21 protein-coding genes are annotated in these 26,655 nt (G+C 61.5%); 7 read left to right on the top strand and 14 right to left on the bottom strand.

Features of this window, described 5'->3' with window-relative positions; genetic code table 11:
• The first annotated feature begins 39 nt into the window (after window positions 1-39).
• Complete coding sequence (locus PZ897_RS11355; protein WP_275752397.1) at window positions 40-801, top strand: transporter substrate-binding domain-containing protein; 762 nt, start codon at window positions 40-42, stop codon at window positions 799-801.
• Here PZ897_RS11355 and PZ897_RS11360 read toward each other — a convergent pair.
• From PZ897_RS11360 to PZ897_RS11405, 10 genes are all read right to left on the bottom strand, one after another.
• Entirely contained in the window at window positions 795-1,643 is an 849-nt protein-coding gene (locus tag PZ897_RS11360) for a sterol desaturase family protein (protein WP_275752398.1), read from the bottom strand. The genes PZ897_RS11355 and PZ897_RS11360 overlap by 7 nt on opposite strands.
• Before the next feature lie 124 nt (window positions 1,644-1,767).
• Window positions 1,768-2,181: a tellurite resistance TerB family protein gene (locus PZ897_RS11365; RefSeq protein WP_275752399.1), complete on the bottom strand. Its 414-nt coding sequence runs from the start codon at window positions 2,179-2,181 to the stop codon at window positions 1,768-1,770.
• 108 nt (window positions 2,182-2,289) lie between these two features.
• Window positions 2,290-2,961: a helix-turn-helix transcriptional regulator gene (locus PZ897_RS11370; protein ID WP_275752400.1), complete on the bottom strand. Its 672-nt coding sequence runs from the start codon at window positions 2,959-2,961 to the stop codon at window positions 2,290-2,292.
• 150 nt (window positions 2,962-3,111) lie between these two features.
• Window positions 3,112-3,729 carry a 2-hydroxychromene-2-carboxylate isomerase gene (locus tag PZ897_RS11375; RefSeq protein ID WP_275752401.1) on the bottom strand — a complete coding sequence of 206 codons (618 nt, stop codon included), beginning with the start codon at window positions 3,727-3,729 and terminating at the stop codon, window positions 3,112-3,114.
• A 214-nt stretch (window positions 3,730-3,943) separates the two neighbouring features.
• Entirely contained in the window at window positions 3,944-6,157 is a 2,214-nt protein-coding gene (locus PZ897_RS11380; RefSeq protein ID WP_275752402.1) for a 3-hydroxyacyl-CoA dehydrogenase NAD-binding domain-containing protein, read from the bottom strand.
• Window positions 6,158-6,173: 16 nt separating this feature from the next.
• A complete protein-coding gene (locus PZ897_RS11385) occupies window positions 6,174-7,382 on the bottom strand; it encodes an acetyl-CoA C-acetyltransferase (RefSeq protein ID WP_275752403.1) in 1,209 nt (402 codons plus the stop codon).
• Window positions 7,383-7,413: 31 nt separating this feature from the next.
• The gene (locus PZ897_RS11390) at window positions 7,414-8,067 is read right to left on the bottom strand and encodes a glutathione S-transferase family protein (protein WP_275752404.1); all 654 of its coding nucleotides are present in this window, start codon (window positions 8,065-8,067) and stop codon (window positions 7,414-7,416) included.
• A gap of 4 nt (window positions 8,068-8,071) precedes the next feature.
• The gene (locus PZ897_RS11395; protein WP_275752406.1) at window positions 8,072-9,244 is read right to left on the bottom strand and encodes an acyl-CoA dehydrogenase family protein; all 1,173 of its coding nucleotides are present in this window, start codon (window positions 9,242-9,244) and stop codon (window positions 8,072-8,074) included.
• Window positions 9,245-9,318: 74 nt separating this feature from the next.
• On the bottom strand, window positions 9,319-11,115 hold the full coding sequence (locus PZ897_RS11400) for an acyl-CoA dehydrogenase C-terminal domain-containing protein (protein WP_275752407.1): 1,797 nt from the start codon (window positions 11,113-11,115) through the stop codon (window positions 9,319-9,321).
• A 393-nt stretch (window positions 11,116-11,508) separates the two neighbouring features.
• Window positions 11,509-11,910 (bottom strand): MerR family DNA-binding transcriptional regulator, encoded by a 402-nt coding sequence (locus PZ897_RS11405; RefSeq protein WP_275752408.1) that lies wholly within the window; start codon window positions 11,908-11,910, stop codon window positions 11,509-11,511.
• A 739-nt stretch (window positions 11,911-12,649) separates the two neighbouring features.
• On the opposite strand from PZ897_RS11405, the gene PZ897_RS11410 reads away from it, so the two are divergent.
• The 3 genes from PZ897_RS11410 to PZ897_RS11420 all read left to right on the top strand — a co-directional run bounded on the left by PZ897_RS11410 (window position 12,650) and on the right by PZ897_RS11420 (window position 18,191).
• Entirely contained in the window at window positions 12,650-16,120 is a 3,471-nt protein-coding gene (locus PZ897_RS11410; protein ID WP_275752409.1) for a peptidoglycan-binding protein, read from the top strand.
• Window positions 16,121-16,458: 338 nt separating this feature from the next.
• Window positions 16,459-17,385, top strand: a complete 927-nt coding sequence (locus tag PZ897_RS11415; protein WP_275752410.1) for a sulfite exporter TauE/SafE family protein — start codon at window positions 16,459-16,461, stop codon at window positions 17,383-17,385.
• A complete protein-coding gene (locus tag PZ897_RS11420; RefSeq protein WP_275752411.1) occupies window positions 17,385-18,191 on the top strand; it encodes a TIGR02186 family protein in 807 nt (268 codons plus the stop codon). The genes PZ897_RS11415 and PZ897_RS11420 overlap by 1 nt, the downstream gene beginning before the upstream one ends.
• Window positions 18,192-18,237: 46 nt before the next feature.
• Here PZ897_RS11420 and pdeM read toward each other — a convergent pair whose 3' ends face one another.
• The 3 genes from pdeM to PZ897_RS11435 all read right to left on the bottom strand — a co-directional run bounded on the left by pdeM (window position 18,238) and on the right by PZ897_RS11435 (window position 22,610).
• On the bottom strand, window positions 18,238-18,966 hold the full coding sequence (gene pdeM, locus PZ897_RS11425; RefSeq protein ID WP_275752412.1) for a ligase-associated DNA damage response endonuclease PdeM: 729 nt from the start codon (window positions 18,964-18,966) through the stop codon (window positions 18,238-18,240).
• A gap of 16 nt (window positions 18,967-18,982) precedes the next feature.
• Window positions 18,983-21,514 (bottom strand): ligase-associated DNA damage response DEXH box helicase, encoded by a 2,532-nt coding sequence (locus PZ897_RS11430; protein WP_275752413.1) that lies wholly within the window; start codon window positions 21,512-21,514, stop codon window positions 18,983-18,985.
• 64 nt (window positions 21,515-21,578) lie between these two features.
• The gene (locus PZ897_RS11435; protein WP_275752414.1) at window positions 21,579-22,610 is read right to left on the bottom strand and encodes a methyltransferase domain-containing protein; all 1,032 of its coding nucleotides are present in this window, start codon (window positions 22,608-22,610) and stop codon (window positions 21,579-21,581) included.
• A gap of 103 nt (window positions 22,611-22,713) precedes the next feature.
• On the opposite strand from PZ897_RS11435, the gene PZ897_RS11440 reads away from it, so the two are divergent.
• The 3 genes from PZ897_RS11440 (at window position 22,714) to PZ897_RS11450 (ending at window position 25,671) form a co-directional block, all read left to right on the top strand.
• The gene (locus PZ897_RS11440) at window positions 22,714-23,724 is read left to right on the top strand and encodes a ligase-associated DNA damage response exonuclease (RefSeq protein ID WP_275752415.1); all 1,011 of its coding nucleotides are present in this window, start codon (window positions 22,714-22,716) and stop codon (window positions 23,722-23,724) included.
• Between the two features lie 3 nt (window positions 23,725-23,727).
• Complete coding sequence (locus PZ897_RS11445) at window positions 23,728-25,341, top strand: cisplatin damage response ATP-dependent DNA ligase (RefSeq protein WP_275752416.1); 1,614 nt, start codon at window positions 23,728-23,730, stop codon at window positions 25,339-25,341.
• 63 nt (window positions 25,342-25,404) lie between these two features.
• A complete protein-coding gene (locus PZ897_RS11450) occupies window positions 25,405-25,671 on the top strand; it encodes a DUF6460 domain-containing protein (RefSeq protein WP_275752417.1) in 267 nt (88 codons plus the stop codon).
• Between the two features lie 2 nt (window positions 25,672-25,673).
• On the opposite strand, the gene PZ897_RS11455 is transcribed toward PZ897_RS11450, so the two are convergent.
• Window positions 25,674-26,579: a histone deacetylase gene (locus PZ897_RS11455; protein WP_275752418.1), complete on the bottom strand. Its 906-nt coding sequence runs from the start codon at window positions 26,577-26,579 to the stop codon at window positions 25,674-25,676.
• Window positions 26,580-26,655 lie beyond the last annotated feature (76 nt).

Below are 26,655 nucleotides of genomic sequence, written 5' to 3' on the forward strand. Positions count from 1 at the left end.
GTTTTGGCCACCGACAGGTTGGCCACTGATGAAATTCTCGTGCCCAACTACACGGATCCGCGAGAGCGCATCCCGGTGCCCGACCTGAGCACCTACAACCGCATCCGTTTTGTCACCACTGTGGACTTTCCCCCCTTCAACTTTCTGGATCAGACCGGCCGCCTTGCCGGTTTTCACATTGATCTGGCCCGCGCCATCTGTGACGAACTCGAGATATTGCCGCGGTGCCAGATCCAGGCGCTCCCCTGGGCCGAACTGGAGGGTGCCTTGTCGACCGGCCAGGCGGAAGCATTGATAGCTGGCTTGGCAATCACCGCCGACAGCCGCGCTGCGCACCATTTCACCCGGACCTATCTGGCCCTGCCGGCGCGCTTCGCCATCCGTGCCGACAAGCTCCCCACCCAGAACAGCGCCAAGGCGCTTGCGGGACAGCGGGTCGGCGTCCTGGCCGGCACGGCGCATGAAGCGATGGTGCGGGACTGGTTTGGCGGCGTGAAGCCGGTCACCTTTTCAAGGCCGGGCTGGATGTTTGACGCGCTCAAGGCGGGCAGCATCGATGCGGTGTTCGGCAACGGGCTGCAACTGTCCTTCTGGCTTTCGAGCCAGTCTGCCGAAGGTTGCTGCCGTTTTTTCGATGGTCCCTATTTCTCGCAAGCGCATCTTGGCGAGGGCCTGGCAATCGCGGTCAGCCCGCGAAGGGCTGCGCTTGCCGAGGCGTTTGATCATGCGCTCGCAGAACTCAACCGGAATGGCCGCTTTTCCGAGCTCTATCTGCGCTGGTTTCCCAACGGGCTTTATTGATCCGGCTTTGGCGGTGTTTTCGCACCCGGCGTTGACGCGAAGGGCAGCGCGAGCGCCCAGCCAAGACCAGATGCGCGGCGGCCGTCACGCCATTCCGACAGGCCGATTTCGATGCCGGTGTCGCCGCGCCGTGGCGTCTGGGTGTAAGTCGAGAACATCCGGTCCCAGATCGCCAGGTTGAAGCCGTAATTGGAATCGGTTTCGCGCCGGTCGGTGGAATGATGGATCCGGTGCATGTCGGGCGTCACCACCACAAGCCGCAGCACGGCATCAACCGCCCTGGGAAGCTTGATGTTGGCGTGATTGAACATTGCCGCGCCATTGAGCACGATTTCAAACACCAGTACCGCCACCGCCGGCGCGCCGAGCGCGATGATGACCGCGGCCTTCCATAGCATCGACAGCACGATTTCGAGCGGATGGAATCTGAGCGCGGTGGTCAGGTCAAAGCCGGTGTCGGCGTGGTGCATCCGGTGAATGCGCCACAGCCATGGCCATTTGTGACTGACCAGATGTTCGAGCCAGACGGCGAAATCCAGAATGATAAAGGCCAGAACTCCGGCCATCCACACGGGCAGCCCCAGCATCGCAAACAATCCCAGCCCGTTCGAATGAGCCCACAGCGCGGTGCCCACGGCAGCCAGCGGGAACAGGATCCGCAACGCCACCGAGGACAGCACCACCATCGCCACATTGGTGACCCAGCGCCGGGATTTCAGTGCGCCCCGCATCTCGTCGCGCTCAAGCCGTGGCGCCAGCAACTCAACCGCTGCGAGCGTGATGAAAATGGTTGAAAAAGCCAGGAGCCGGAGCACCGGCTCGGACAGTCCGAACAAGGTCATTGTGTGCCTCCAGGTGATGTTCTGGCGCTTTCATGCCACAAGCTGCCGGCCGCAGGCGAAACACGATCTGGTGAACCCCGGATCTGCCGGGTGCGCCTGTGCGTGCTCCGCCGTCTGCAACGCCTCAGGGACTCTTGAACCGGGCCATGGCACTGCGCTCGATGGCAGCACAAGTCAGCTTGTCCAGCCCCAGGCGGTCGCGCAACATCTGCAGCAGCCGGATTTCTTCCTGCTGAATATTGTAATCCGCCGATGCGACTTCCACAGCCAGCGCGTAAGCTGTGTCGTAGAATCGGTGTGGCACCGCGTCGCGCACCACTTCGAGCACGATGTCGAGCCCTTCAGGCCCCTTGAGCAGTTCGGCGGCGGCGCGGGTGACGCCGACGAGGCGATCTGCGTCAAACCCTTCAAACACCGGAAGAAAAGTCACCAGACGGCCTATGCGCGCCAGTTCCGCGTCATTCATCGCCTTGTCGACAGCGGACATGGTGACCATCAGATAAATCAGCGCGTCGTGGGTGGTGATACGGTCAGTCATCGGCAGATTATCTCCTGAGTGCTTGATGCAAGATAAGAAGCCCCCCTCCGCCGCGCAAGCGGGCCTTGGTCGATTGGGCCGGTCTGCGACAGTCTGGCGACCCCTCGGCTACTGGCTGGCCCAGATGATCCTGGCAATCCAGTCGATCTCGCTGACGTCAAAGCTGCGGTTGGCGTGATCGGGATTGAGCGAGATCAGCTCCACCGATCGCGGGCTCTGGCGGTTGAGCACCTTGGCCATGACTTCGCCTTCACGCGAGCGCACCACCACCCGGTCGCCGCGGCGGATCTGGGCGCCTGGCTCGACGATCAGTATGTCGCCGTCGCGGTACAGCGGCATCATGCTGTCGCCCTGGACTTCGAGCGCATAAACGCCGGGCCGGTCGGAAGCCTGGGCCGGAAAATCCACCACATCCCAACCCTGACCGGCGGGAAAGCCGCCATCGTCGAAAAAACCGCCGGACCCGGCCTGGGCGAACCCGAGCAGCGGGATCGAACCGGTCTGTGGTGGGAAGGGGCCTTCGGGAAACAGAGCCTCGGTCGGCTGCTGCTCGCCGCGCACCAGGCTCATGAAGTCTTCGAGCGAAGCCCCGGTGGCGTCCAGCACCTTGGCAAGAGATTCCGTCGACGGCCAGCGGTGGCGGCCATCGGCGCCGGAACGCTTCGACTTGTTGAAGGCCGTCGGGTCCAGGCCGGCACGCCGGGCAAGCCCCGAGGCTGTAAGCCCGTGGCGCTCCGCAAGCGCGTCGAGCGCTGACCAGATGCGTTCATGCGAGAGCATGGTCCAGGATCCCGCTGTTTCAGAACAGGGCCGGGCGTAGGATGCTCGGGCCCGACAGCTCTCTTTCTACATGATCAGCCGCTGCCGAGTAAAGAGCGATAGGAAAAATATCCTCACTGGCATGGCGCTCGGACAAGGTCTGCATCCGGCTCAGTGTGCCCGGATCGGTTTGCGGCCGGAGCTCAGAGCTTCGTCGAGCAACTCGATACGGTCCTGTCCCCAGAACGGTTCGCCGTTGAGCACATAGGTCGGCACTCCCACGGCGTCGGCGGCGATGGCTTCGCTCGAGTTGCGTTCGCGGATCGCGGCGATTTCGTCTGTCTTGGCCTCGGCAATGGCCGGCGCCGCATCGAGCCCCACCTGCGAAAGATAGGAGATCAGCACGGCTTCATCGGCGATGTTCTCGTCATAGGCCCACACGCCGGACAGCACCTTGGACATGAAGTAGCGAGGGTCATGACCGGAGTTGACCAAAGCGATGATGATCCGGTCGGCAAGGGCCGCATCCACCGGCCAGTACTTGGGTGTCGTCTTGATCGGCAGGTTGCGCCAGGCGGCGAGGCGCTGCAACTCGATCAGCCGCAACCGCTGCCGCACCGGTGGCCTCTGCCCAGGCGGAACGGCGCCTGAAATGTCCCACAAGGCGGCGAGGTTGACCGGCTTGTAGTTCAGCGTCGCCTTGTGGCGTTCCGCGACTTCGCAAATCCGATTGTGCCCCAGATAGGTGAAGGGCGATGCGCAGTAGAAATAGTAATCGATGACGGACATTGAACGGACCTCGCTTTTGACCGACAGTGCCGAATGGACAAATCCCGGCAAGGCTCTTTGGTATCATGCGTTTGCCCGGTTAATTTTCTGGCTATCAAGCCATACCGGCGTCAGCGCCCAGCTTCCGCTCTGTTATGCGCTGGTGGCAACAAGGCCCTGAAACAACAAACGGGCCAGAAGGCCCGTTTGAAGTTCCGTGACAAGCACCACCTGATCAGGCGGCGGCCTTGTCGTCGCGGTAGGGATTGAAGCGCCCGTAGAAGGTCTCGCCGTTCGCCGCCATCTCAACCAACAGCTTCGGGGCACGGAACTGCTTGCCGTATTTGCGCGCCAGCACCTTGCACATGTCGACAAAGGCCTTGGCGCCCATATTGTCGATGTAGCTCAGCGCTCCGCCGGTGTGCGGGGCAAAGCCGAAGCCAAGGATGGTGCCGAGATCGGCTTCGCGGGGATCGGTGACAATGCCTTCCTCCACGGTGCGGGCAGCTTCCAGTGCGATCACCGCCAGATAGCGGTTCTGCAATTCCTGCACGTCGATCTTGGCCGGGTCGAGCTGCGGATAGAGCGTCTTCAGCTCGGGCCACAGGTGTTTTTTGGCGGGTTTGGCCGGATAGTCGTAAAAACCCTTGCCGTTCTTGCGGCCCAGACGGCCCTCCTTCTCGACCATGCGCTCGACCAGCGCCAGGTGCCGCGGGTCGACCGCCTTCTCGCCCAGATCGGCAACGGCCGCGCGCAGGATCTTCAGCGAAAGATCAATCGCCACCTCGTCATTGAGCGACAGGGGTCCGACCGGCATGCCGGCCATTTTGGCGGCATTCTCGATCATTGCCGGCGGCACGCCTTCAGCCAGCATGTTGTAGCTCTCGTTCATGTACCGCAGCACACACCGGTTGACGAAGAAGCCGCGGGTGTCGTTGACCACGATCGGGGTCTTCTTGATCGCCGCAACATAATCGAGCGCCACGGCCAGCGCCTTGTCCGAGGTCTTGCGGCCAAGAATGATCTCGACCAGCAGCATCTTGTCCACCGGCGAGAAGAAGTGGATGCCGATGAAGTTCTTCGGCCGCTTCGAGTTCTTGGCGAGCCCGGTGATCGGCAGCGTCGAGGTGTTTGACGCATAGACCGTGGTCGGGCGGATCTGCGCCTCGATGGATTCGGTCACCGCCTTTTTGACCTCACGGTCTTCGAACACCGCTTCGATCACCAGATCCGCATCCGCCAGATCGGCGTGATCGGTCGACGTGCTGATCAGCGACAGCAGCTTGTCGCCCTCTTCCTTGGTGGTCTTGCCCCTCTGGATGCCCTTTTTCACCAGTTCCTCGGAGTAGGCCTTGCCCTTTTCAGCCGCCGCGACATCGCGGTCGATCAGCACCACGGGGATGCCGGCCTTGGCCGTCACATAGGCAATGCCCGCGCCCATGAAGCCGGCGCCGACAACGCCGATCTTGCGGAACTTGGTCGGCTTGATGCCCTCGGGGCGGCGCGCGCCCTTGTTGATTTCCTGCAGCGAGACGAACAGCGAGCGGATCATCGACTGGGCTTCCGGCGTCTGCAGGATATGGCTGAAATAGCGCTGCTCGATCCGCAAGCCGGTATCGAAGGGAACCTGCAGGCCTTCAAACACGCTCTGCAGGATCGCCTTGGCGGCGGGGTAGTTGTTCTGTGTCTCGCGCCGCAAGATGGCCGAAGCCGCAGGCCACAATTGCGCGCCCTGCGCAGACCAGATCTTGCCGCCGGGCAGCTTGAACCCCTTGACGTCCCAGGGCGCGACCGCCGACAGCCCGCCCTTGATCATCGCCTTGGCGGCAGCCACCAGTTTTTTCGGTTCGACCACCTCGTGGACAAGACCCATCGCCTTGGCGCGGGCCGGCGTCAGCGACTGCCCGGTGGTCATCATCTGCAGCGCGTCCTGCGCATTGGTCAGGCGCGGCACCCGCTGGGTGCCGCCGGCGCCGGGGAAAATGCCGACCTTGACTTCCGGCAACGCCATTTTGACGGCAGGCGAATCCGCCACCACACGGCCATGGCAGGCCAGCGACAATTCGAACGCGCCGCCCATGCACACACCGTTGATCGCCGACACCCATGGCTTGCCGCAGGTTTCGATCTTGCGGAACAACCCGCTCATCCGGCCGACCTGGTCGAACAGCATCTGTTGCGCCTTCTCCGGATTGTTGCGTTTCTCCTCTTCCATGCTGGCCAGCATGGTCTTCATCATGGTCAGGTCGGCGCCGCCGGAGAAGGATGATTTGCCGGAGGTGAATACGACGCCTTTGACATTGTCGTCGGCGACGAAGCGGTCAACCAGTCCGTCAAGTTGCTCCAGTGCCTCTTGTGTGAACACATTCATCGACCGGCCGGCCATGTCCCAGGTGACCAGCGCGATGCCGTCATTGTCGACGTCTACGGTGTAAATCTCATTGCTCATATCGGTTCTCCGGAAATCAGACGCGTTCGATGATCGTCGCGGTGCCCATGCCCGCGCCGATGCACAACGTCACAAGGGCGGTGTTGAGATCGCGGCGCTCAAGCTCGTCGAGCACGGTGCCCAGGATCATGGCGCCGGTGGCGCCGAGCGGGTGACCCATGGCAATGGCGCCGCCATTGACATTGATCTTGTCGGACGGAATGTCGAAGGCCTGTTGGAAGCGCAGCACTACCGAGGCAAACGCCTCGTTGAGTTCGAACAGATCGATGTCCTCGACCTTCATCTTGGCCCGCTTGAGCAGCTTTTCGGTCACGTCAACCGGACCGGTCAGCATCAGCGCCGGATCGGAGCCGATATTGGCGAAGGCGCGGATCTTGGCGCGGGGCGCCAGCCCCATCGTCTTGCCGCCGCGTTTGGAACCGAGCAGCACCAGTCCGGCGCCATCGACGATGCCGGACGAATTGCCGGCATGGTGGACATGATTGATGGACTCGATCTCGGGATGGGCCTGGATCGCAACCGCGCCGAAGCCGCCCATTTCCGCCATCATGCCGAAGGAGGCATTGAGGCTGGCCAGCGCCTGCATGTCGGTGCCCGGCCGCATGTGCTCGTCCCGGTCCAGAATGGTCAGACCGTTGATGTCCTTGACCGGCACGACCGACTTGTCGAAATAGCCCTTCTCCCAGGCCTGCGCGGCGCGCTTCTGGCTTTCCACCGCATAGGCGTCGACGTCGTCGCGGGAGAAGCCGTATTTGGTGGCGATCAGGTCGGCCGAAACGCCCTGCGGCATGAAATAGGCCGGAATGTTGACCGACGGATCCATGAACCAGGCACCGCCCTGGGCGCCGATGCCGATGCGCGACATCGATTCCACGCCGCCAGCGATGACGATGTCATCGGCGCCATAGGCAATCTTGCCGGAAGCGAGGTTGATCGCATCGAGACCGGAGGCGCAGAAGCGGTTGATCTGGATGCCCGGCGCCTCGGTGGCATAACCGGCTTCAAAGGTCGCAGCCCGCGCAATGTCGCCGCCGGCCTCGCCGATGGCATCGACGCAGCCCATGATGATGTCGTCGACCTTGCTGGTGTCAAGGCCGTTGCGGTCGCGCAGCGCCTCGAGCATGTGCGACCCAAGCCGCACCGATGGAACCTCGTGCAGGCTTCCGTCTTTCTTGCCGCGGCCCCGCGGGGTGCGGACGTGATCATAGACAAATACATCAACCATTGCGGTGATCTCCAGTGTTATCGTGTTCGGGTCAGGCGGTTGCCGTTGCAGGGTTCAGCCCGCTCGGCATCAGGTCTTCAGGTCGTTTGTAGCCGGGCAGGGCGGCAATGCGGTCGAGCCAGGCGGCAATATTGGGATAGGCTTCCGGATTCATGCCGATCTGATCGGGCCAGAACAGGTAGCCGCACAGCGACAGGTCGGCGATTGTCGGGTGTCCGCTGGCCACGAAATCGCGATCGGCGAGATGCGCTTCGAGCACCTTCCAGGCGCTGATGGCGCGGGCTTGCAGGAACTGCGTCGCCGGGTCGTCCGGCTTTTTCTGAAAGTGGCTCATGAAACGGGCGGTTGCGGTGTAGCTGGTCAGTTTATGGTTGTCCCACAACAGCCAGCGCAGAATCTCGCGGCGCTCGTCTTCATTGGCCGGTCCGAAGCGGTCAAACTCCCGCGACAGATAATCGAGAATGGCGCCGGACTGGCTCAGGACCAGATCGCCGTCCACCTTGTGGTGGGTGAGCACCGGCACTTCACCCATGACGTTCAAGGCGCGGAAATCCGCCGAGCGGGTCTGTCCGGTAAAGAAAGCCACCCGGCGTGGCTGCCAGTCAGCGCTGCACAATTCCAGCATCAGTGCCGCCTTGTAGGCGTTGCCACTTTCCACAAAACAATCGAGAGTGAAGTCGGTCATCGGCTTACAGACTCCGGGCTATCAGCAATTTCATGATTTCGTTGGTGCCGCCGTAAATCCGCTGCACGCGGGCATCGCGGAACATCCGTGCCACCGGATATTCGTTCATGTATCCATAACCGCCATGCAGTTGCACGCATTCATCCACCACCTTGCATTGCAGATCCGAGACCAGATATTTCGCCATCGACGCCGTGGTTGAGGTCAATTGGCCCTTGAGATGCTCGCCGATGCAATGGTTGACGAACACCCGTGCCATCACCGCCTCCGATTTCAGTTCCGCCAGCTTGAACTGGGTGTTCTGAAATTCGATCACCGCCTTGCCGAAGGCGCGGCGCTCCTTGACGTAATCGATGGTGATCGCCAATGCCCGCTCGATCATCGAGATTCCCTGGTTGGCAATCAGCAACCGCTCCTGCGGCAGTTCGGTCATCAACTGGGCAAAGCCTTGGCCTTCGTCAGTGCCGAGCATGTTGGCAGTCGGAATCCGCACGTCGTCGAAAAACAATTCCGACGTGTCGTTACTCTTGAGCCCGACTTTGTCGAGATTGCGGCCACGGCGGAAGCCGTCGACCTCTTCGGTCTCGATCACCATCAGGGAGACGCCCTTGGCGCCCTTGGTCGGGTCGGTCTTGCTCACCACGATGATCAGATTGGCGTGCTGGCCATTGGTGATGAACGTCTTGGAGCCGTTGATGACGTAGTGATTGCCATCCTTCCTGGCCGTCGTCTTGATCCCTTGCAGATCCGAGCCGGCGCCGGGTTCGGTCATGGCGATGGCGCCGATCATCTCGCCCGTGGCCATTTTCGGCAACCATGTCCGCTTTTGCTCTTCCGAGCCGAAATGCAGGATATAGGGGGCGACGATGGCATTGTGCAGCGCGATGCCGAAACCGTCGGTGCCGGTGCGCCCCAGGGCTTCGGTGATCGCCGCTTCGTGGGCGTAGCTGCCGCCCGAGCCACCGTAGTGTTCCGGCATCGAGGCGCAGAGAAGTCCGGCTGCTCCGGCACCTTCCCAGGCGCTGCGGTCGACCATTTCCTGCTTTTCATAGCGGTCGTAATGCGGCACGATTTCGGATTCAAGCCAGCGCTTGGCCATGTCCTCGAGCATCGCGACATCATCGTCCATCCAGTCCGGACGCGGGACACCGAGAACTTCAGATGGCAAGGTTGCCATGTCTTCCTCCCGAATTTTCAAGCGGGCGGCTCAGTCCGCCCGCTGACGTCACAAAGTCATCTGTCTGACGCAGCTCAAAAAGCCTCTTCGGCCAGGTCCATCATGGTCTCGCAGCCGGTTTCGATGCGGGACTTGCGCAAGACTGTTTCCGGCATGATGCGTTCCATGTAGAATTTTCCGACCAGCAGTTTGGCGGCGAGGAAGTCTTCCTTGCCGTCAGCGCCGTTGGCGCGCTTTTCGACAGCGGCCTTGGCCATCAGCGCCCACATGTAGCCGAGCGACACCAGACCGAAGAGATGCATGTAATCGGTCGAGGCGGCACCGGCATTGTCCGGCTTGGCCATGGCATTTTCCATCAGCCACATGGTCGAAGCCTGCAGATCATTGAGGCCCTTCTTCAGCCCCTTGGTGTAAAGCGTCAACTCTTCATTGCCGCGGTTTTCCTCGCAGAAGTCGCCGACTTCCTTGAAGAAGGCCATGACGGCGCGGCCCCCGTTCTGTCCGAGTTTGCGCCCGACCAGATCCAGCGCCTGGATGCCGTTGGCGCCCTCATAGATCATTGCGATGCGGGCATCGCGGACATACTGGCTCATGCCCCATTCTTCGATATAGCCGTGGCCGCCAAACATCTGCTGCGCCATCACCGCGTGGTCAAAGCCCTTGTCGGTGAGCACGCCCTTGACCACCGGCGTCACCAGGCTGAGCAGGTCGTCGGCTTCCTGAACCTCGCTCTCGACATCGGACTTGTGCGCAACGTCGGATTTCAGTGCTGTCCACAGCATGAAGGCGCGACCGGCCTCGTTGAAGGCGCGGATGGTCAACAAGGTCCGGCGCACGTCGGGATGCACGATAATCGGATCGGCTTTCCTGTCAGGATATTTGGGCCCGGAAAGCGACCGGCCCTGAAGCCGTTCGCGTGCATAGGCAACCGCATTCTGATAGGCGATTTCGCCCATGGCCTGGCCTTGCAGGCCGACGCCGAGACGCGCTTCGTTCATCATCACGAACATCGCCTTGAGACCAGCGTTTTCGGCACCAAGCAGATAGCCCTTGGCATCATCATAGTTCATCACACAGGTGGCATTGCCGTGAATGCCCATCTTCTCTTCGAGAGAGCCGCAGGTCACCGGGTTGCGCTCGCCCAGCGAGCCGTCTTCGCCGACCATGAATTTGGGCACGATGAACAGCGAGATGCCCTTCACCCCTTCGGGAGCGCCCTCGATGCGCGCCAGAACCAGATGGATGATATTGTCGGACATGTCGTGTTCGCCGGCGGAGATGAAGATCTTCTGGCCGGAAATCTTGTAGCTGCCGTCATCCTGCGGCACTGCTTTGGTGCGCAACAGCCCCAGATCGGTGCCGCAATGCGGCTCGGTCAGGTTCATCGTCCCGGTCCAGGTGCCCTCGATCATCTTCGGCAGATATTTCGTCTTCTGCTCGTCCGAGCCGTGTTCATTGATCGCGGCCACGGCGCCCTGGGTCAGGCCGGGATACATCAACAGCGACAGGTTGGCCGAGATCATGTATTCCGAAACGGCAGTGTGCAGCGTGTAAGGCAGGCCCTGCCCACCATATTCGGTCGGCGCCGCAAGGCCGAGCCAGCCGCCTTCACAATATTGCCTGTAAGCCTGCTTGAAGCCCTTCGGAGTCGAGACCGTCGCATCGTCATGCCGGGTGCAGCCTTCCTGGTCACCGATCTGGTTGAGCGGCAGCATCACCTCTTCGGAAATCCGCGCACCTTCCTGAAGGATGGCTTCGACGATGTCCGGGCTCGCATCCGCAAAGCCGGGCAAATTCATGTAGCGCTCGTAACCGAGCACATCATTGAGAATGAAAAGCGTATCGTCGACTGGCGCCTTGAAGACTGGCATGGACCCTCATCCCTTTTAGGTTCGTCGCATCAGGCACGATAGCCCGGCGAACTGCATGAAGATTGCATACTAAATTTTGACGTTCGCGTAAACGTAAAAAAAGGCTCTAATGGCCAGTGTCCTGTCACTGCGACCCTGAAAACCATCAATAATCGGCATTTTCAGGCCATTCCTTCAGGGGATGTGAAGAAAACGGGAGCCGAGGTGTTTTTCGAATTCAGGACAAGGGGCGTTGAAATCGCGATGAAAACAGGCATTCGAGGATGAAGGGGGATTGGGATAATCGTGCTGACTGCACGTTAGCCAGAATCCGGGTCAGAGATTGCCGGTGATCAATGACAAAACCCGCCTTTGGGGCGGGTTGGGAGGGCGGGACGTCTGTATTGCGATGGACTACTCTGATTCGGCCAGCATATCGCGGACCACCTGGATGGTACGCTCCAGCTCGGCAATCGCGACATGGATGTTGTCACGCTGCTGTTCAAGAACGCGCATCTGCTCTTCCCCTTTTGTCAGGGCGACCTTGAGCTGGGTGACATTCTTGCCGCGCGGATCATACAGGTCGATCATCCGCTTGACTTCAGTCAGGGAGAATCCGACCCGCTTGCCCAGCAGTATGAGTTTGAGACGGGCGCGATCGCGTTTGCTGAACAGCCGGGTGACGCCGACACGTGTCGGCTTGAGCAGGCCCTTGTCCTCGTAAAAACGCAATGTGCGCAGCGTCACGCCGAATTCTTCGGCCAGATCGCCAATTTTGTAGACCGCTTGATCGTGGTCCGCGCTGGTGTCGGTCATCTCATTCATCGTTGGCCAAATTCGCCATAGTGCAGTTTCGCCCCAGGGGTTTCCGGTGTGACACTATATCTTCCGGTACGTCAAGTCGTGCCAATTGCCCGCTGCCGGGTTGAAGAAAAGTAACTTTGGTTAACGGGTTGTTTACCACGTTTCGCCGAATGTGCGTGGGAAGAGCAGTGTGGCCGGGGTGCTTGTATCTCGTTTTACCCGTTTGAAATTTGGTCATCAGTGACGGGAGATTTGCCCGGCAAGCTGAAGAGCGGAACGGATATGCTGCGGACGGGGTGGAGTGGCAAGCTCCAGAATATAACGCGAAGCGGAAACGAAAATGAACGGATCGCGATCTCATTCCAATCGGCCTGGCGTCAGCGAATCCAATCTGGATGCGCTCAATCGTACCATCGAGGGGCTGGAAGCACGAATTGGAGACATCCTTGGCCGGAGCGGTACGGCCGCCGCCGGCCGGTCTGCGTCAGGTCCGCAGAAATCGTCTGTGCAGACTGTGCAGCCCGACGGTTTGGGCGCCGATCTGCTCGAAGGCATTCGCGCCAGACAACGAACCCTTGAAGGCGCGCGCCGTGGTGGGGCAACTCCCTCATCCGGGCCAGGACATTCGTCCCATGGCATCTCAGAACACGGCGCCGATCACCGTCAGCCTGCAGCAGGAGCCGCTGCAGATCCGACCTCGCCTTCGTTTCCGGGTCCCAGGCCTGATCTCAATCAATACCTGATCAGGGAAATGAGCGCTTTGCGCCAGGAAATGAACGATCTGCGCATGGAAGCGCGCAATCAGGCCCTGCCGCAGGAGTTGCGCCGTGATCTCGCTGGAATTTCCGCATCGATCGATGCGTTGGGTGAGCAGGGCAGTGGAGCCGATGCGCTTCGGCTGGAACTGGATTCCATGCGCTCGATGGTCGATCAACTGGCCCGTGAAGACAGTGTTCGTTCTCTCGAAACCCGCTGGCAGGCAATGGAGGAGCAGGTTTCTGGCCTCGATATCGGTGCTGTGCGCGATGAACTCGTCAACCTGGCTTACCGGGTTGATGATATCCGCGAATTTCTTTCGGCAATGCCCGCAAGCGGTCAAGGGCAGGCGATTGAAGACAAGGTTGCCGAGCTTTCACACGCAATCGAGGCAATGACCCGGCAATCAGCTCTGGCCAGTCCCGACTTTCCCCAGCAGTTCGATCTGCTGGGCGCAAGGCTCGACGAAATCACCCGTGCCATTGCGGCTATGCCCGCTCCCGTCGTGCCCGCGATGGACAATGCGCCGTTTGAGCGTCTGGAAGCGCGTCTCGCCTCCCTGGCCCGCAAACTTGATGATATGGAGCCTGCCGCGGCCGAATCGGAGATCGGCAGCCGGATCGAAAATCTGGCCGCGCGTGTGGCGCAGCTGGCGGATGACGAGGCGGTCACCCGGCTGGATGCCCGGATCGAAAACCTTCAGGCCTATATAGAGAACGGCAGCCGTGAAGACCGTATGCCGGAACTGACCGATTACCTCAACGACATCAACAGCAAGATCGAAGCTCTCGATGCACGCGGCGTCGATGAATCACTGATCTCCCGGCTTGATCAGCTCGCCCATCAGATTGAGAGCCTCTCGATCCCGCAGCAGCAGCAGCCCAGTGCTGTGCCCGAAGCTGTCATCGGTCGCCTCGAAGCCCTGATCGGCCGCGCCGAAGCCACCGCTTCGCGCACCGTTGATCCGTTGCCGGGCCTTGAAACACTGGAGGCCAGACTGGCCGAGATAGCATCCAGGCTTCAGCAAGCGGAACTGTCTGCGGCCAGCGTGGCCATGCAGCCGGTGAACGGGCTGGAAAATGTCGAGGCGCAACTGGCCGAGATAGCTGCCCGCCTTGACCGGCCGCAGACGGAGCATGCTCCGGTGATGATGCCCGGAATCGAAGATCTTGAAGCCCGGTTGGCCGATATTGCCAACAGGCTGGATATGTCGAGCAGCCAGCAGTCTGGCCACAGCGATGACGCCCTGCGGGGCCTGGAAGACCAGATCGCCAACCTCTCCCGACTGGTGAGCTCCGCACCTGCAACCGCAGGAAGCGAGATACTCGATGAGCGGTTAGCCTCGATCGAGGAGCATCTGGCCACCAGCGATGAGTTCGTCGTCGAGGCCGCCCGCCAGGCGGCTGAAGCGGCTCTGTCGGCCTATGCCGGCCGGATGGGCAGCACGCCGACGCCGCAGTCGATCGCCAACATAGAAATTATCACGGCCCTGGCGGATGACCTGAAAGCACTGGAAGGCCACAGTCGAAAGACTGAAGACCGGACCACCCGTGCCTTCGAGGCCGTTCAGGACACTTTGTTGAAGATATCGGGACGGTTGGAAAGCCTTGATGGCGCAGCTGTCGCGCAGCGCTTGGCTGCCAGCCCCATGCCGCAGGCTTCAACCAAAGCGCTTGATAACGACATGATGCCGGCCGGGTACGAGGACGATCTTGTCGCAACCGACCGCTCCCGCGCCGATCAGCAGAGCCAGGTCGGCCGTTCGCCGTCTGAAGCAGCGGCGCAGGCAGCAGCCTTTGCAATCCGCCAGAAGGCCGGAAATGGCGATGGCCCCGAGGCGTCGGAAACCACCACCGACAAGTCTTTCCTCTCCGGCTTGGCGGCGCGCATAAGGCCCGGCAAGGAAAGCGTCGACGCGCCGCGCGAGCCTCAGTTTGCCGTGGATGATTCCCCGCCGCTCGATCCATCCTTGGAGATGGATCAGGAGACAGCAAACATGCCGCTCGAACCCGGTTCGGGCGCACCGGATATAAACCGTATTCTGCAAAAGGTGCGTGAAGCTCAAGCCGCCGAACGGCAACGGGACACAGCAGGCGACGACGGATCGGGCAAGCCGGAATTCCTGGCCTCGGCACGCCGGGCCGCCATGGCGGCTGCAGCCGAAGTCGAAACCATCGGCAACAAGCGCAAATCTGGCGGCGGTATGCTCGATGTGCTCAAATCCCGCCGTCGCCCGATCCTCATGGCTGCCGGCGCGGTGTTGCTCGCGATCATGTCCTATCCGCTGGTCTCGGGATTGCTGCAGGATGGCAGCGAAGATGTGGCCACGGTTGAACCAGTCGTCATCGAACAGGCGGATCCGCTTGAACTGCCGACGGCGTTGGAGGGCGGTGACACCTCGCTTGACGATCTCCAGCCGCCGGAAGCTGCAGCCGAAGCGCGCTTGCCCGAGGTCCGGCTGATCGAGCCTGGCGAGACGCCCATGGCAACGGACACGCCGCAGGCCCTGCCCAGCCAGACGGCGGAAGTGGCCACCTCGCTCGAGGACACCGTGGCCATGCAGGCAAATGAAGCTCAGGCCCCGGCAGCCGACAGCCTGCTTGCAACGGAACTCGATGCTCTCCCCGAGGGGGCGGTCTCCGACACGCTCAAGGCGGCCGCGGCTTCGGGAAATCCGTTGGCATTTTACGAAATCGGCGCTCGCTTCACCGAAGGGCGCGGCGTCCCGGTCAATCTTGAGACCGCAGCTAGCTGGTACCAGCGCGCTGCCGATCTCGGGCACGCTCCCTCGCAATATCGTGTTGCCAACTTCTACGAAAAGGGAAGCGGCCGCGAGCGGGATCTCGATGCTGCCAAGAAATGGTACCAGATGGCTGCGGAACAGGGCAATGCGAGCGCCATGCACAACCTTGCTGTCCTCTATGCGACAGCCGGCGCGGTGCCGGATTTCGTCAATGCAGCGGAATGGTTCAGCCGCGCGGCTGAAGTCGGCGTTCGCGACAGCCAGGTCAATCTTGCGATCCTCTACGCCCGCGGCGACGGTATCGAGCGCGATCTCGAAAAATCCTATAAATGGTTCGCCATTGCCGCCAATGAGGGCGACAAGGATGCCGCGGTCAAGCGCGACGAAGTCTTCAACGCGCTCCGGCCCGAGCAGGTGGAGGCAGCCCGTGCCTCTGTTGCCAATTGGTCTGCAACTGAAGTCAGCCCGGACGCCAATATCGTTGAAGTGCCGGCATCGTGGGAAGGCGAATCCACTGAAACCGCATCTGTGGACATGACCAAGGCCGTGCGCAACATTCAGGCTATTCTCAACAACAATGGCTTCGACGCAGGCAAGCCAGACGGCGTGATGGGCAAGAAGACGATCGCGGCGATAAAGCAGTTTCAGGCCTCGATCGGCCTGGAGGCCACCGGGGAAATAGATGACAGGTTGGTCAGGGAGTTGCTCGACCGCAATAGCTGACCTCCAGGCTTGGAGCCTCGCCGGAATTGCAGCGCCTTCAGCAGGCGTCGGCTTTCTGCTTCTGCTGCGGCGCCCGAGTGCTGCCGTCGCAAATCCGCGGCCATGTCTCGCGACTGTTTGACAGGCATCGACGGCGCTGCGGCGTCTTTTTGCGGTCTTGCCGACAGTGTGGACAAGCATGTCAGGCGCAGCGGTAAAAAAATTTGGAAAATCAAGTACCTTGTGCTTCCAGAAGTGGCCATGCGATTTGACTCCCACGGCTGAAACGCGCAAAACCTTGTTGTCGGATAATCCCCGGCGTAACCCTTTTCCCAGTCATTGACGCCCGGGGGCGCAAGGTGACCATCTACCTGCCGATTGCAGAATTGTCGGTTAACATCTTCGTCATCCTCGGGATGGGCGCGGCGGTAGGATTTCTGTCGGGAATGTTTGGAATCGGCGGCGGATTTCTGATCACGCCGCTTTTGATATTCTACAATATTCCGCCGGCTGTGGCCGTTGCCACCGGCGCCAACCAGGTCGTCGCATCATCGGTTTCCGGTGCATTGGCGCATTTCCGCCGCGGCACGCTCGACATGAAGCTGGGGCTGGTTCTTCTCGTCGGTGGACTGGCCGGCGCAACGGTCGGCATACAGATATTTTCAATGCTGCGACGGCTTGGTCAGCTCGATCTGATCATTTCGCTGCTCTATGTCGTTTTTCTCGGTTCGGTCGGCGGACTGATGCTTTGGGAGAGCGTGATTTCGCTTCGCCGTGCCGCCAACAACAAATCAGTGTCGATGCGCAAGCCCGGACAGCACAACTGGGTGCATCGGCTACCGTTCAAGATGCGTTTCAAGCGCTCGAAGCTCTATCTCAGCGTCATTCCGGTCATCCTGCTTGGTTTCGGCATCGGCATTCTGACGTCCGTCATGGGCGTCGGCGGCGGGTTCATCATGGTTCCGGCGATGATTTACCTGCTGCGCATTCCGACCAATGTGGTCATTGGAACTTCGTTGTTCCAGATCATTTTCGTCACGGCCTTTACCACCGTCGTGCAGGCGACGACCAATTTTTCGGTCGACATCGTTCTGGCCTGGTTGTTGATGATCGCAGGCGTGATCGGTGCCCAGTACGGCGTTCGCGTCGGCCAGAAAATGCGTGGCGAACAGTTGCGCGCCGGTCTGGCGATTCTGGTTCTCGGCGTTGGCATTCGTCTCGGGTTCGAGCTGGTGCTGCCGCCCGATGAGGTTTACTCGGTGGTCAGTGGGAGCTTCGGATTCTGATGCGTACCGCGATATTTATGTTTGTCGGATCCCTTTTTGCCAGCCTGCCCGCTGCGGCCCAACTCGCTGACCCGACAGTCACCATCAACGAAAAATTTTCCGAGCGGATAGACATCGGGATCTCCACCAATGAAATTGCCATAACATCGGATTTCTCCGGTGCCGACATCACCGTCTTTGGCGCCATTGATCGCGCTGACGAGCTGCTGCTGGCAACCTTCGCCTATGACATTGTCGTCGCCCTTGAAGGACCTCGCCAGTCGACCACCGTTCGCCGCAAGGAGCGCGTAGCCGGAATCTGGATGAACCGCCACTCGATCCGGTTCGAACCGATCCCGGCGTCCTACTCGTTGTCCAGCACGCGACCACTGGCCGATATTGCCAATCTGATGGAGCTTGCCGCCCACGACATAGGCATCAACAATGTGCGGCTGGTGCCCACCGGTGTGGTCGGTGACGGCTCGAGGCTGACCGAGTTCCGTGAAGCGCTGCGCCGCATCAAGCAGAGCGACGGCCTGTATCAGCGTGCCCCGACCGGCGTCCAGTTCATATCCAAATCCCTGTTTCGCGCCTCGGTAAGGCTTCCGGCCAATATTCCTGTGGGCCCGCACAAAGTCCGCGCGGTGCTCTACAAGAACAGCCAGTTTGTCATGGAAAAGGTGATTCCGCTCCGGGTGGTCAAGACTGGCCTCGAGCAGTTCATCTACAATTTCGCCCATGCCAATTCGCTGGCCTACGGTCTGGTCGCGGTGCTTCTCGCCATGCTGACGGGATGGCTGGGAAGTTTGATATTCCGCAAGAATTGACGTTCGATGGCGTGCCGGGACGGGAGCGGCTCCGCCATGGGCCTTGTCAGCCATTCATCCGGGTGAAGGCAACCGAATACATCCGTTCACGGCCAATCAGATGGGCCACCAGTGCGTTCTGGTCGAACAGCCCACGCATCGCTGAATGTCGCAACTCGAGCCCGCCCGTGGTCGAGCCGAATGCTGGCATCAGCATCCGTTTGCCATCGCTGGCAAAACAGGGTCGCCGCACTCCCTTGCCGCGCCTGACCACGCGCGCCACCGGATGCAGATGACCGGCGATCTCGCCGTCGGCTGCGCCGTAGTTTGGCTCGTGGCGAAAAACCAGAGTTTCAACATGCAATTGGCTGCACCAGTCGCCCTCGAGGCCGGCGGGCCGTTCGGGATCATGGTTGCCTTCGATCCAGCTCCACTGCCGGCCCCGCTGCAGACCAATCAATTCGTCACGGTAGCAGTCGGGGAGATACTGGGAGCCGCTGCGGTCGTGAAAGCTGTCACCGAGGCTGATCACCAGCCGCGGATTGTAGCGCGCGATGGCAACCGCCAGCCGGGCCAGCGTGGCCGCCGTGTCGTAGGGCGGCAGCAACATGCCGCGCCGGGCATGGGCAGCCCCCTTTTCCAGATGCAGATCCGACACCACCAAGGTGCCGCTGTCGGGCAGCCAGATCACCCCTGTCCGGTCGCAGACGACAGCCGTACCGTTGACGGTCACATCGACCGTTGTCGGACCGCTTGCCGGAGTTCGGGTCTTGAGCGCCGCAGTCGCACCGGGCATGGCTGTTCCGTTTCGTTCAACTCAGGGTCTGTGCTTCGGCAAGCAGATCCTCCGCCGCCTCCGCCAGAATGCTTTCATGGGCTTCGCCGACCACCGGCTCACGTCCGATTTCCAGCATGATCGGGACAGCCAGAGGCGAAATGCGCTCAAGCGCGCGGTGCCTGATATGACCCTTGATTCGCTTCAGCATAGCCCCGAGCCTGTGAATATCCAAAAGCCCCTGCGCGGCGTCGGCACGGGTGGCGCGGAGCAGAATATGGTCAGGCTCGTGGCTTCTGAGCACATCATAGATCAGGTCGGCGGACACGGTGACCTGACGGCCGGATTTTTCCTTGCCGGGATGCCGCCGCTCGATCAGCCCGGAAATCACCGCGCAGGCGCGAAAGGTGCGTTTGAGCAGCCAGGATTCGTTCAGCCAGGCGTCGAGATCGTCGCCCAGCATGTCTTCGTCAAACAGATCACCGAGACTTAGCCGCCCATCGGCAATCATCGCTCCCGTATCTTGCAGTGCCCAGATCGCCAGCGAATAATCGGTCGCCACAAAGCCGAGCGGCTGGGCCCCCATTCGTTCCAGTCGTCGCGTCAGCAGCATACCCAGAGTCTGGTGGGCCACCCTTCCTTCGAAGGGATAGAACACCATGAAGTACCGCTCAGCCCTGGGAAAGGTCTCGATCAGCAGACTGTCGGCGGCGGGCAGCTGGGAAACCTGTTGTTGCAGCTGCAGCCAGTCGCTCACCTGGTCGGGCAACGCGCTCCATTTCGACGGATCAGCGATCATGGCGCGGACGCCTTGGGCCAGATAGGTCGACAGCGGAAATTTGCCGCCCGCATAGGCCGGCACCTTCGGATCCTGGTCCCAGGCTCTGGAGACCAGGCATTCGTTTTCGCGAATTCCTTCAAATCTGAGGATCTTGCCCGAGAACAGAAAGGTGTCGCCGGGGGAAAGCGTTTCGAGAAAATACTCCTCGACCTTGCCCAGCGGCGGGCCGCCGCGTCCGGACAGGGTGCCAGTCTTGCGGCTGGTCATGCGCACATTGAGCATCGGCGCCTCGATGATGGTGCCGATATTGAGCCGGTACTGCTGCGCCACCTGCGGATTGGAGATCCGCCACAGCCCGTCCGCCCGTTTGCGGATTCGGGCGTAGCGTTCATAGCTCTTGAGTGCATAGCCACCGGTTGCGACGAACGCGATGATCTTGTCGAAGGTGTCGCGGTCAAGATACGCATAGGGTGCTGCGCTGGTCACTTCCGCATACAGATCATCGGCAGCGAAAGGTGCTGCCGCCGCCATGCCGAGCACATGCTGGGCCAGCACGTCGAGCCCGCCATCGCCGCCCGGCGGTGTGTCTTGCGCACCGACATAATTGGCATCAATCGCAGCCTGGCATTCAAGCACCTCGAACCGGTTGGCAGGCGTGAGAATGGCCCGGCTTGGCTCGTCCATGCGGTGGTTGGAGCGGCCGATGCGCTGCGCCAGCCGGCTGGCGCCCTTGGGCGCACCGACATGGATGACCAGATCGACATCACCCCAGTCGATCCCCAGATCCAGCGTCGAGGTGGCGACCACGGCGCGGAGCTCGTTGCGTCCCATTGCCGCTTCCACTCGCCGCCGTTGTGCCGCATCCAGCGATCCGTGGTGCAGGGCAATGGGCAGATTGTCGTCATTGCTACGCCAAAGCTCCTGAAACAGCAGTTCCGCCTGGCTGCGTGTGTTGACGAAGATCAGCGTGGTGCGATGGTCCTTGATGGTCTGGTAGACCTCTGGAATCGCGTAGCGGGCCGAATGGCCGGACCAGGGAATGCGCTCGGCGCTTTCGAGAATGGTGATCACCGGACTGGCTCCGCCCGTCACCGTGATCCGTCCCGCCATCGCGTCGGATCCCGGCGATTGCGGCACCAGCCAGCGCTGCAGCTCTTCCGGGTCAGCCACGGTCGCCGACAGCCCGATCGTGCGCAGGTCCGGCGCCAGTTTGCGCAGCCGCGCCAGCGCCAGTGACAGCAGATGCCCCCGCTTCGACGCAATCAGCGAATGCAGTTCATCGAATATCACGTAGCGCAGACCCGCAAACAGCCTCTGGGCGTGCGCGTTGGCGATCAGCAGCGACACCTGCTCCGGCGTGGTCAGCAGGATATCGGGCGGATCACTGCGCTGCCGGGCGCGCTTGGATTGCGGCGTATCGCCGGTTCGGGTTTCAATCCGCACCGGCAAGCCCATTTCCGCGACCGGGCGGGCGAGATTGCGCTCGATATCGACCGCCAGCGCTTTCAGCGGCGAAATGTAGAGCGTATGCAGCGATCTGAAACCAGCAGCGCCGGGTTTGGGTGTGCTGCGCGCGGTCAATTCGGCGAGGCTGGGGAGAAAGCCGGCCAGCGTCTTGCCGGCGCCGGTGGGGGCAATCAGCAGCATCGAGCGCCCGGCCGCGGTTTCCGCCAGCAGCTCAAGCTGATGCGCGCGCGGTTCCCAGCCACGGCTGGCGAACCAGTCCGAAAACGGCTCGGGCAGTATAAGACCGGAACTGTTGATGACAGGTTTGGATCTGACTTTCACGATGGGTAATGTAGTGCAGCACCTTTGCCTCTCCAAGCCGCTCACTGATGATCAGGTCAGATGTTCACATCAGCGGCAACGCATGCGGCTCGCCGGTTTCCGCCATTGCGTCTGCGAAAGCCTGGTCTGAGGCTGCGGTCAGGTCCGCATCGGCAATTCGGGCACCGTCGGGCCTGCGGGCAATCACCAGAAGGCCCTCAATCGGCATTCCGCAATCGCGACGTATGGTTTCCCGCACCATTCGCTCGAGGACCAGGCCTTGCCGCTCCACAAGCCGGCGCAAATAGACCGCGCTGTGACAGTAGCGCAGCGACCCCTGCAACAACCAGTCGGCCGCGTCCGGTCCGGCCTCGCAGGAGAACGCGAGGAGCCCGCCGGGCTTGACCAGGGTCGAGGCAACAACAAGGACGCCATCAAGATCGCCGAAATAGGCAAACACGTCGGCAGCAGCGACCAGATCGGCCTGCGCCGCGTCTGCCGGCTGCGAGGCGAGACAACCATGCAGAATGTCTGCTTGGTCGAGATGATCGTAAACGCCCTTTTCGACGGCCTTCGCCAGCATGCCCTGCGACAGATCATATCCCTCCAGCCACGAGGTCATGTGCCGGATTCGTTCTCCGAACAGCCCCGTGCCGCAGCCCAGATCAATGGTCTTTGCAAACAGGGCGGCTTCACCGGCAACCTCGCCGATCAGGCAAGCCAGGCGTTCGGGGACGCAGTAGCCCAGCCTGTTGACAAGCGCGGTGTCGAAGCGCCCCGAGTACTCATCGAACAAGGCTTCGACATATTCAGATGGCGGAATCGCGGGCGGCGCAGCCTGGCCAGTCAGCGAGAGTTTCAGGCCGGCACCGAAAATGTCGACGGGAGACAGTGTCAGCACCTTGCGCCAGGCTTCGGCGGCTCCGGCCAAATCGCCCGCCTTCTCGCAATAGTCACCAAGCCCGTGCCATCCCGCCGCCCAGTCCGGTACAAGCTTGAGGGCCTGGTGCTGCAGATCGACGGCAGCCACCAGATCTCCGCCCTCGGCATAAAGACGTGCGTACTGGGCGCGACGATCGGCAGTCAGATCGCCCGAAGAAAGCTGATGAGGTGTCATGTATGGACCGGTAACTCCAGAGGAACCCGCCTATGCGGCGATTGATCAAGGAACGCAAGCCCTTTTACGTCCGGCAATACCGCCCTACTTATCTGCGATGTTGATGAAACCCGAAGATCTGCTGATCCCGCGCCGCGAAGGGCTGTATTGCCCACCCGGAGACTTCTACATTGACCCGGTGCGCGCTGTGGACCGGGCCTTGATTACCCATGGCCATGCAGACCACGCCCGCGCCGGCCACGGCCATGTGCTGGCGACGCCGGAGACGCTCGACATCATGTCGATCCGGTATGGCACCGATCATGCGCACCAAACCCAGCCGGCGGGACTTGGTGAATCCATCCGCATCAAGGACGTGACCGTGCGGTTTCATCCCGCGGGCCACGTGCTGGGTTCGGCACAAATTTCCGTCGAGATGAACGGACTGCGCATCGTAGCCTCTGGCGACTACAAGCCGAGGCCTGATCCGACCTGCGCCACGTTCGAACCGGTGGCGTGCGATGTCTTCATCACCGAGGCCACGTTTGCCCTGCCGGTGTTCAGGCACCCCGACGCAGCCCACGAAATCGCTCGGCTGCTGCGCTCGGTCGGGCGAAATCCGGAGCGGGCGCATCTGGTCGGGGTCTATTCGCTGGGCAAGGCGCAACGGGTGATCCGGCTGATCCGCGATGCCGGCTATCACGGGCCCCTGTTCATCCACGGCGCATTGCAGAAGCTGTGTGCGTACTATCAATCCCGCGGCATCGCCCTTGGTGATCTGCGTCCCGCCACCGTCGAATCGGGCGCCAAGGGAGATTTCGCCGGCGCCATCGTGCTTGGCCCGCCTTCGGCCTTCGGCGACAAATGGGCGCGTCGCTTTCCCGATCCGCTGGTAAGTTTCGCCTCGGGCTGGATGCAGGTGCGGGCGCGGGCGCGCCAGCGCGGGGTCGAGCTGCCGCTGGTGATTTCCGACCATGCCGATTGGGATGAACTGGCCGCCACCATCCAGACCGTCGCGCCGGGCGAGGTCTGGGTCACCCACGGCCGCGAGGAAGCGCTGGTGCGCTGGTGCGAGATGCAGGGCATCGCCGCCAGGCCGTTGCATCTGGTCGGTTATGAAGACGAGGGTGATTGAACCGTGAACCGTTTCGCTGACCTCCTCGACATGCTGGCGTTCACACCCTCGCGCAACGCCAAGCTCTCGCTGTTGCAGGACTATTTCCGCACGGTACCGGATCCCGAGCGCGGCTATGCGCTGGCCGCGATCGCCCGTGAACTCGACATACCGGCGGTCAAGCCGGCGCAATTGCGCCAGCTGATTGCGTCGCGCATGGACGCCCAACTGTTTGCCTATTCCTATGACTATGTCGGTGACCTGGCCGAGACCATCGCCCTGGCCTGGCCGGAAGCGTCCGGGTCGGCGAGGGGGCGCAACGATGCGCCGGGACTGACTGAAGTGGTCGAAACCTTGATGGCATCCTCGCGCCGTCAAGGTCCGGGGCTTGTCGAGGACTGGCTCGACCGGCTCGACCCGTCCGGCCGCTACGGTTTGCTCAAGCTGGTCACCGGCGGCTTTCGCATGGGGCTTTCGGGACGGTTGATCAAGCAGGCACTGGCGGCCTTTGGCGGTGTCGACGTCAATCAGATCGAGGAGCTCTGGCACGGTCTGACGCCACCTTATGTCGAACTGTTTGCCTGGCTCGAGGGTTCTGGCGAAAAGCCGGTCAATGCGAGCGCTGCCCCGTTCCGCCCGGTAATGCTGTCACACGCGATCGACGGAAAGGATTTCGAGAAGCTCGATCCGGCGGAATTCGTCGCCGAATGGAAATGGGACGGCATTCGCGTCCAGGCGACATCCGAGCGCGGCATCAGCCGGCTCTACACCCGCACCGGCGATGACATCTCGGCGACCTTCCCGGATCTGGTCGACGCGATCAGCTTTGATGGTGCTCTGGACGGCGAATTGCTGGTGGCGCGGCCATCCGGGGCGGGAATCGAAACCGGCAGTTTCTCCGACCTGCAGCAACGCCTCAACCGCAAGACGGTAAGCGCCAAACAGCTGCGTGAGTTTCCGGCCTTCTTTCGTGCCTATGATCTGTTGCAGGACGGAGCCGAAGATCTGCGTGCCCGGCCGTTCCTTGATCGCCGAACACGGCTCGAAGCGTTTGTTTTAAAGCTCGATCCGATGCGCTTCGATTGCTCGGAAATGCTGGAATTTGACAACTGGGACGACCTTGCGGCGCTGCGTGCCGAGCCCCCCTTTGCCGTCATTGAAGGCGTGATGATCAAGCGCAAGGCTGCGCCCTATCTGGCGGGCCGGCCAAAGGGCGAATGGTTCAAGTGGAAGCGCGATCCGTTTCTCATTGATGCGGTGCTGATGTATGCGCAGCGCGGCCACGGCAAACGCTCCGGTTTCTATTCTGACTACACCTTCGGGGTCTGGCGCGAGCCGGGCGAACTGGTGCCGGTCGGCAAGGCCTATTTCGGCTTCACCGACGATGAGCTGGTCGAGATCGACAAATACGTCCGCAACAACACCGTCGAACGCTTTGGCCCGGTCCGGTCGGTTCGGGCCGGCCTCGACAAGGGGCTGGTTTTCGAAGTCGCGTTCGAGGGCATCAACCGCTCGAGCCGCCACAAATCCGGTGTCGCGATGCGCTTTCCGCGGATCAGCCGCCTGCGCTGGGACAAGCCCCCGGCGGAAGCGGACCGGCTCGAAACGCTCGAGCGGATGATTGACGGCGGACCGTGATGGACTTGCCCGCCGCCACCGCCATGACTATGTGAGAGCCAACCGAACATGGGAACTGCCGTCATGAGCAATGGTTTGACACGATTTCTGGGAGATACGCCCGGCCGCACTGCACTCAAACTGCTGGTGGCATCCTTTGTGGTCGGCGTGATCATGGCGGCGTTCAACTGGTACCCGGTTGATCTTCTTTACATCGCCCGCGATTTTGTGCTGAACCTCTGGGAAACCGGCTTTGCGGCACTGGGCCGCTTTGGCGGCTATCTGCTGCTCGGCGCCGGCGTGGTGATTCCTGTCTTCATCGTCATTCGGCTTTTGAGCCTGCGGAGATAGATTCAGGCAAATTCGGCGGCTGCCTCGAAGGTCAGCAAATGCCGCCGCGCGACTGCGTCGACGTCGCGGCTGTAGCCGCCGCCGATCACGGTGGCGACCGGAATGTTGCGCTGCCTGAAAAACCAAAACACCCGGCGATCACGATCCTTGAGTCCCTGATCGGTCAACGACAGCCGCCCCAACCGGTCGTTTTCGTGCGGGTCCACGCCGGCATTGTAGAACACCAGATCCGGCGAGAACCCTGCGATGGTTTGAGGCAGCAGCCAGTCGAGCGTTTCCAGATAGGCGTCATCGCGCACCCCGTCCGGCAGGGAAACATCGATTGTGGAGGGCTGCTTGCGCGCCGGGTAGTTTTTCTCGCTGTGCATCGACACGGTGCGGATGGCGTCGATGCCTGCGCAGATTTCCGCCGTGCCATCACCCTGATGCACATCAAGATCGACAACCAGCACCCGGCCAATGTCACCGTCTGCAAGCAGCAGATGCGCCGCCACTGCCACATCATTGAAGGTGCAGAACCCGGCGCCTTGCGCGCGCCGCGCATGGTGGCTGCCGCCGGCCGTATTGCAGGCAAGCCCTGTGACCAGCGCCAGCCGTGCCGCCATCACGGTTCCCGCGGTTGCAAGCTGCGCCCGCATGCTGACACGCGCATCAACCGGAAAGCCGATCTCGCGTTCAATCAGGGCCGGTACATTGCAGGCCAGCACCTGATCGACATAGGCGCGGTCATGCGCAAGCGCCAGCCATTCGGCCGAAGCTGGCGCCGGCGCGTGACAGGCTGCGCGCGCACCCAGGGCACTTGATCTGATCAGCTCCATCAGACGGGTATATTTGCCCATCGGGAAACGGTGGTCGGGGGCGAATTCGGCGTCATAGGCTGGCGCATGGACGATTGGCAAGTAAGGCATCCGGAATGATGTGACGCAGGAATGTGATTTCGTCCATTCCTGCGGTGGGCTTTCCCTTGCGCCCGGTCTAGTTTCG

The sequence above is a fragment of the Hoeflea sp. YIM 152468 genome, from assembly GCF_029210485.1.
Lineage (GTDB): Bacteria > Pseudomonadota > Alphaproteobacteria > Rhizobiales > Rhizobiaceae > Hoeflea.

Excerpts from the sequence above, each read along its gene's own strand:
- PZ897_RS11455 (WP_275752418.1), bottom strand. The coding sequence starts at position 26,579 with ATGCCTTACTTGCCAATCGTCCATGCGCCAGCCTATGACGCCGAATTC.
- PZ897_RS11420 (WP_275752411.1), top strand. The coding sequence starts at position 17,385 with ATGCGTACCGCGATATTTATGTTTGTCGGATCCCTTTTTGCCAGCCTG.
- PZ897_RS11365 (WP_275752399.1), bottom strand. The coding sequence starts at position 2,181 with ATGACTGACCGTATCACCACCCACGACGCGCTGATTTATCTGATGGTC.
- PZ897_RS11435 (WP_275752414.1), bottom strand. The coding sequence starts at position 22,610 with ATGACACCTCATCAGCTTTCTTCGGGCGATCTGACTGCCGATCGTCGC.
- pdeM (WP_275752412.1), bottom strand. The coding sequence starts at position 18,966 with ATGCCCGGTGCGACTGCGGCGCTCAAGACCCGAACTCCGGCAAGCGGT.
- PZ897_RS11395 (WP_275752406.1), bottom strand. The coding sequence starts at position 9,244 with ATGGCAACCTTGCCATCTGAAGTTCTCGGTGTCCCGCGTCCGGACTGG.
- PZ897_RS11450 (WP_275752417.1), top strand. The coding sequence starts at position 25,405 with ATGAGCAATGGTTTGACACGATTTCTGGGAGATACGCCCGGCCGCACT.
- PZ897_RS11390 (WP_275752404.1), bottom strand. The coding sequence starts at position 8,067 with ATGACCGACTTCACTCTCGATTGTTTTGTGGAAAGTGGCAACGCCTAC.
- PZ897_RS11405 (WP_275752408.1), bottom strand. The coding sequence starts at position 11,910 with ATGACCGACACCAGCGCGGACCACGATCAAGCGGTCTACAAAATTGGC.
- PZ897_RS11375 (WP_275752401.1), bottom strand. The coding sequence starts at position 3,729 with ATGTCCGTCATCGATTACTATTTCTACTGCGCATCGCCCTTCACCTAT.
- PZ897_RS11385 (WP_275752403.1), bottom strand. The coding sequence starts at position 7,382 with ATGGTTGATGTATTTGTCTATGATCACGTCCGCACCCCGCGGGGCCGC.
- PZ897_RS11440 (WP_275752415.1), top strand. The coding sequence starts at position 22,714 with ATGAAACCCGAAGATCTGCTGATCCCGCGCCGCGAAGGGCTGTATTGC.
- PZ897_RS11400 (WP_275752407.1), bottom strand. The coding sequence starts at position 11,115 with ATGCCAGTCTTCAAGGCGCCAGTCGACGATACGCTTTTCATTCTCAAT.
- PZ897_RS11360 (WP_275752398.1), bottom strand. The coding sequence starts at position 1,643 with ATGACCTTGTTCGGACTGTCCGAGCCGGTGCTCCGGCTCCTGGCTTTT.
- PZ897_RS11410 (WP_275752409.1), top strand. The coding sequence starts at position 12,650 with ATGAGCGCTTTGCGCCAGGAAATGAACGATCTGCGCATGGAAGCGCGC.
- PZ897_RS11370 (WP_275752400.1), bottom strand. The coding sequence starts at position 2,961 with ATGCTCTCGCATGAACGCATCTGGTCAGCGCTCGACGCGCTTGCGGAG.
- PZ897_RS11380 (WP_275752402.1), bottom strand. The coding sequence starts at position 6,157 with ATGAGCAATGAGATTTACACCGTAGACGTCGACAATGACGGCATCGCG.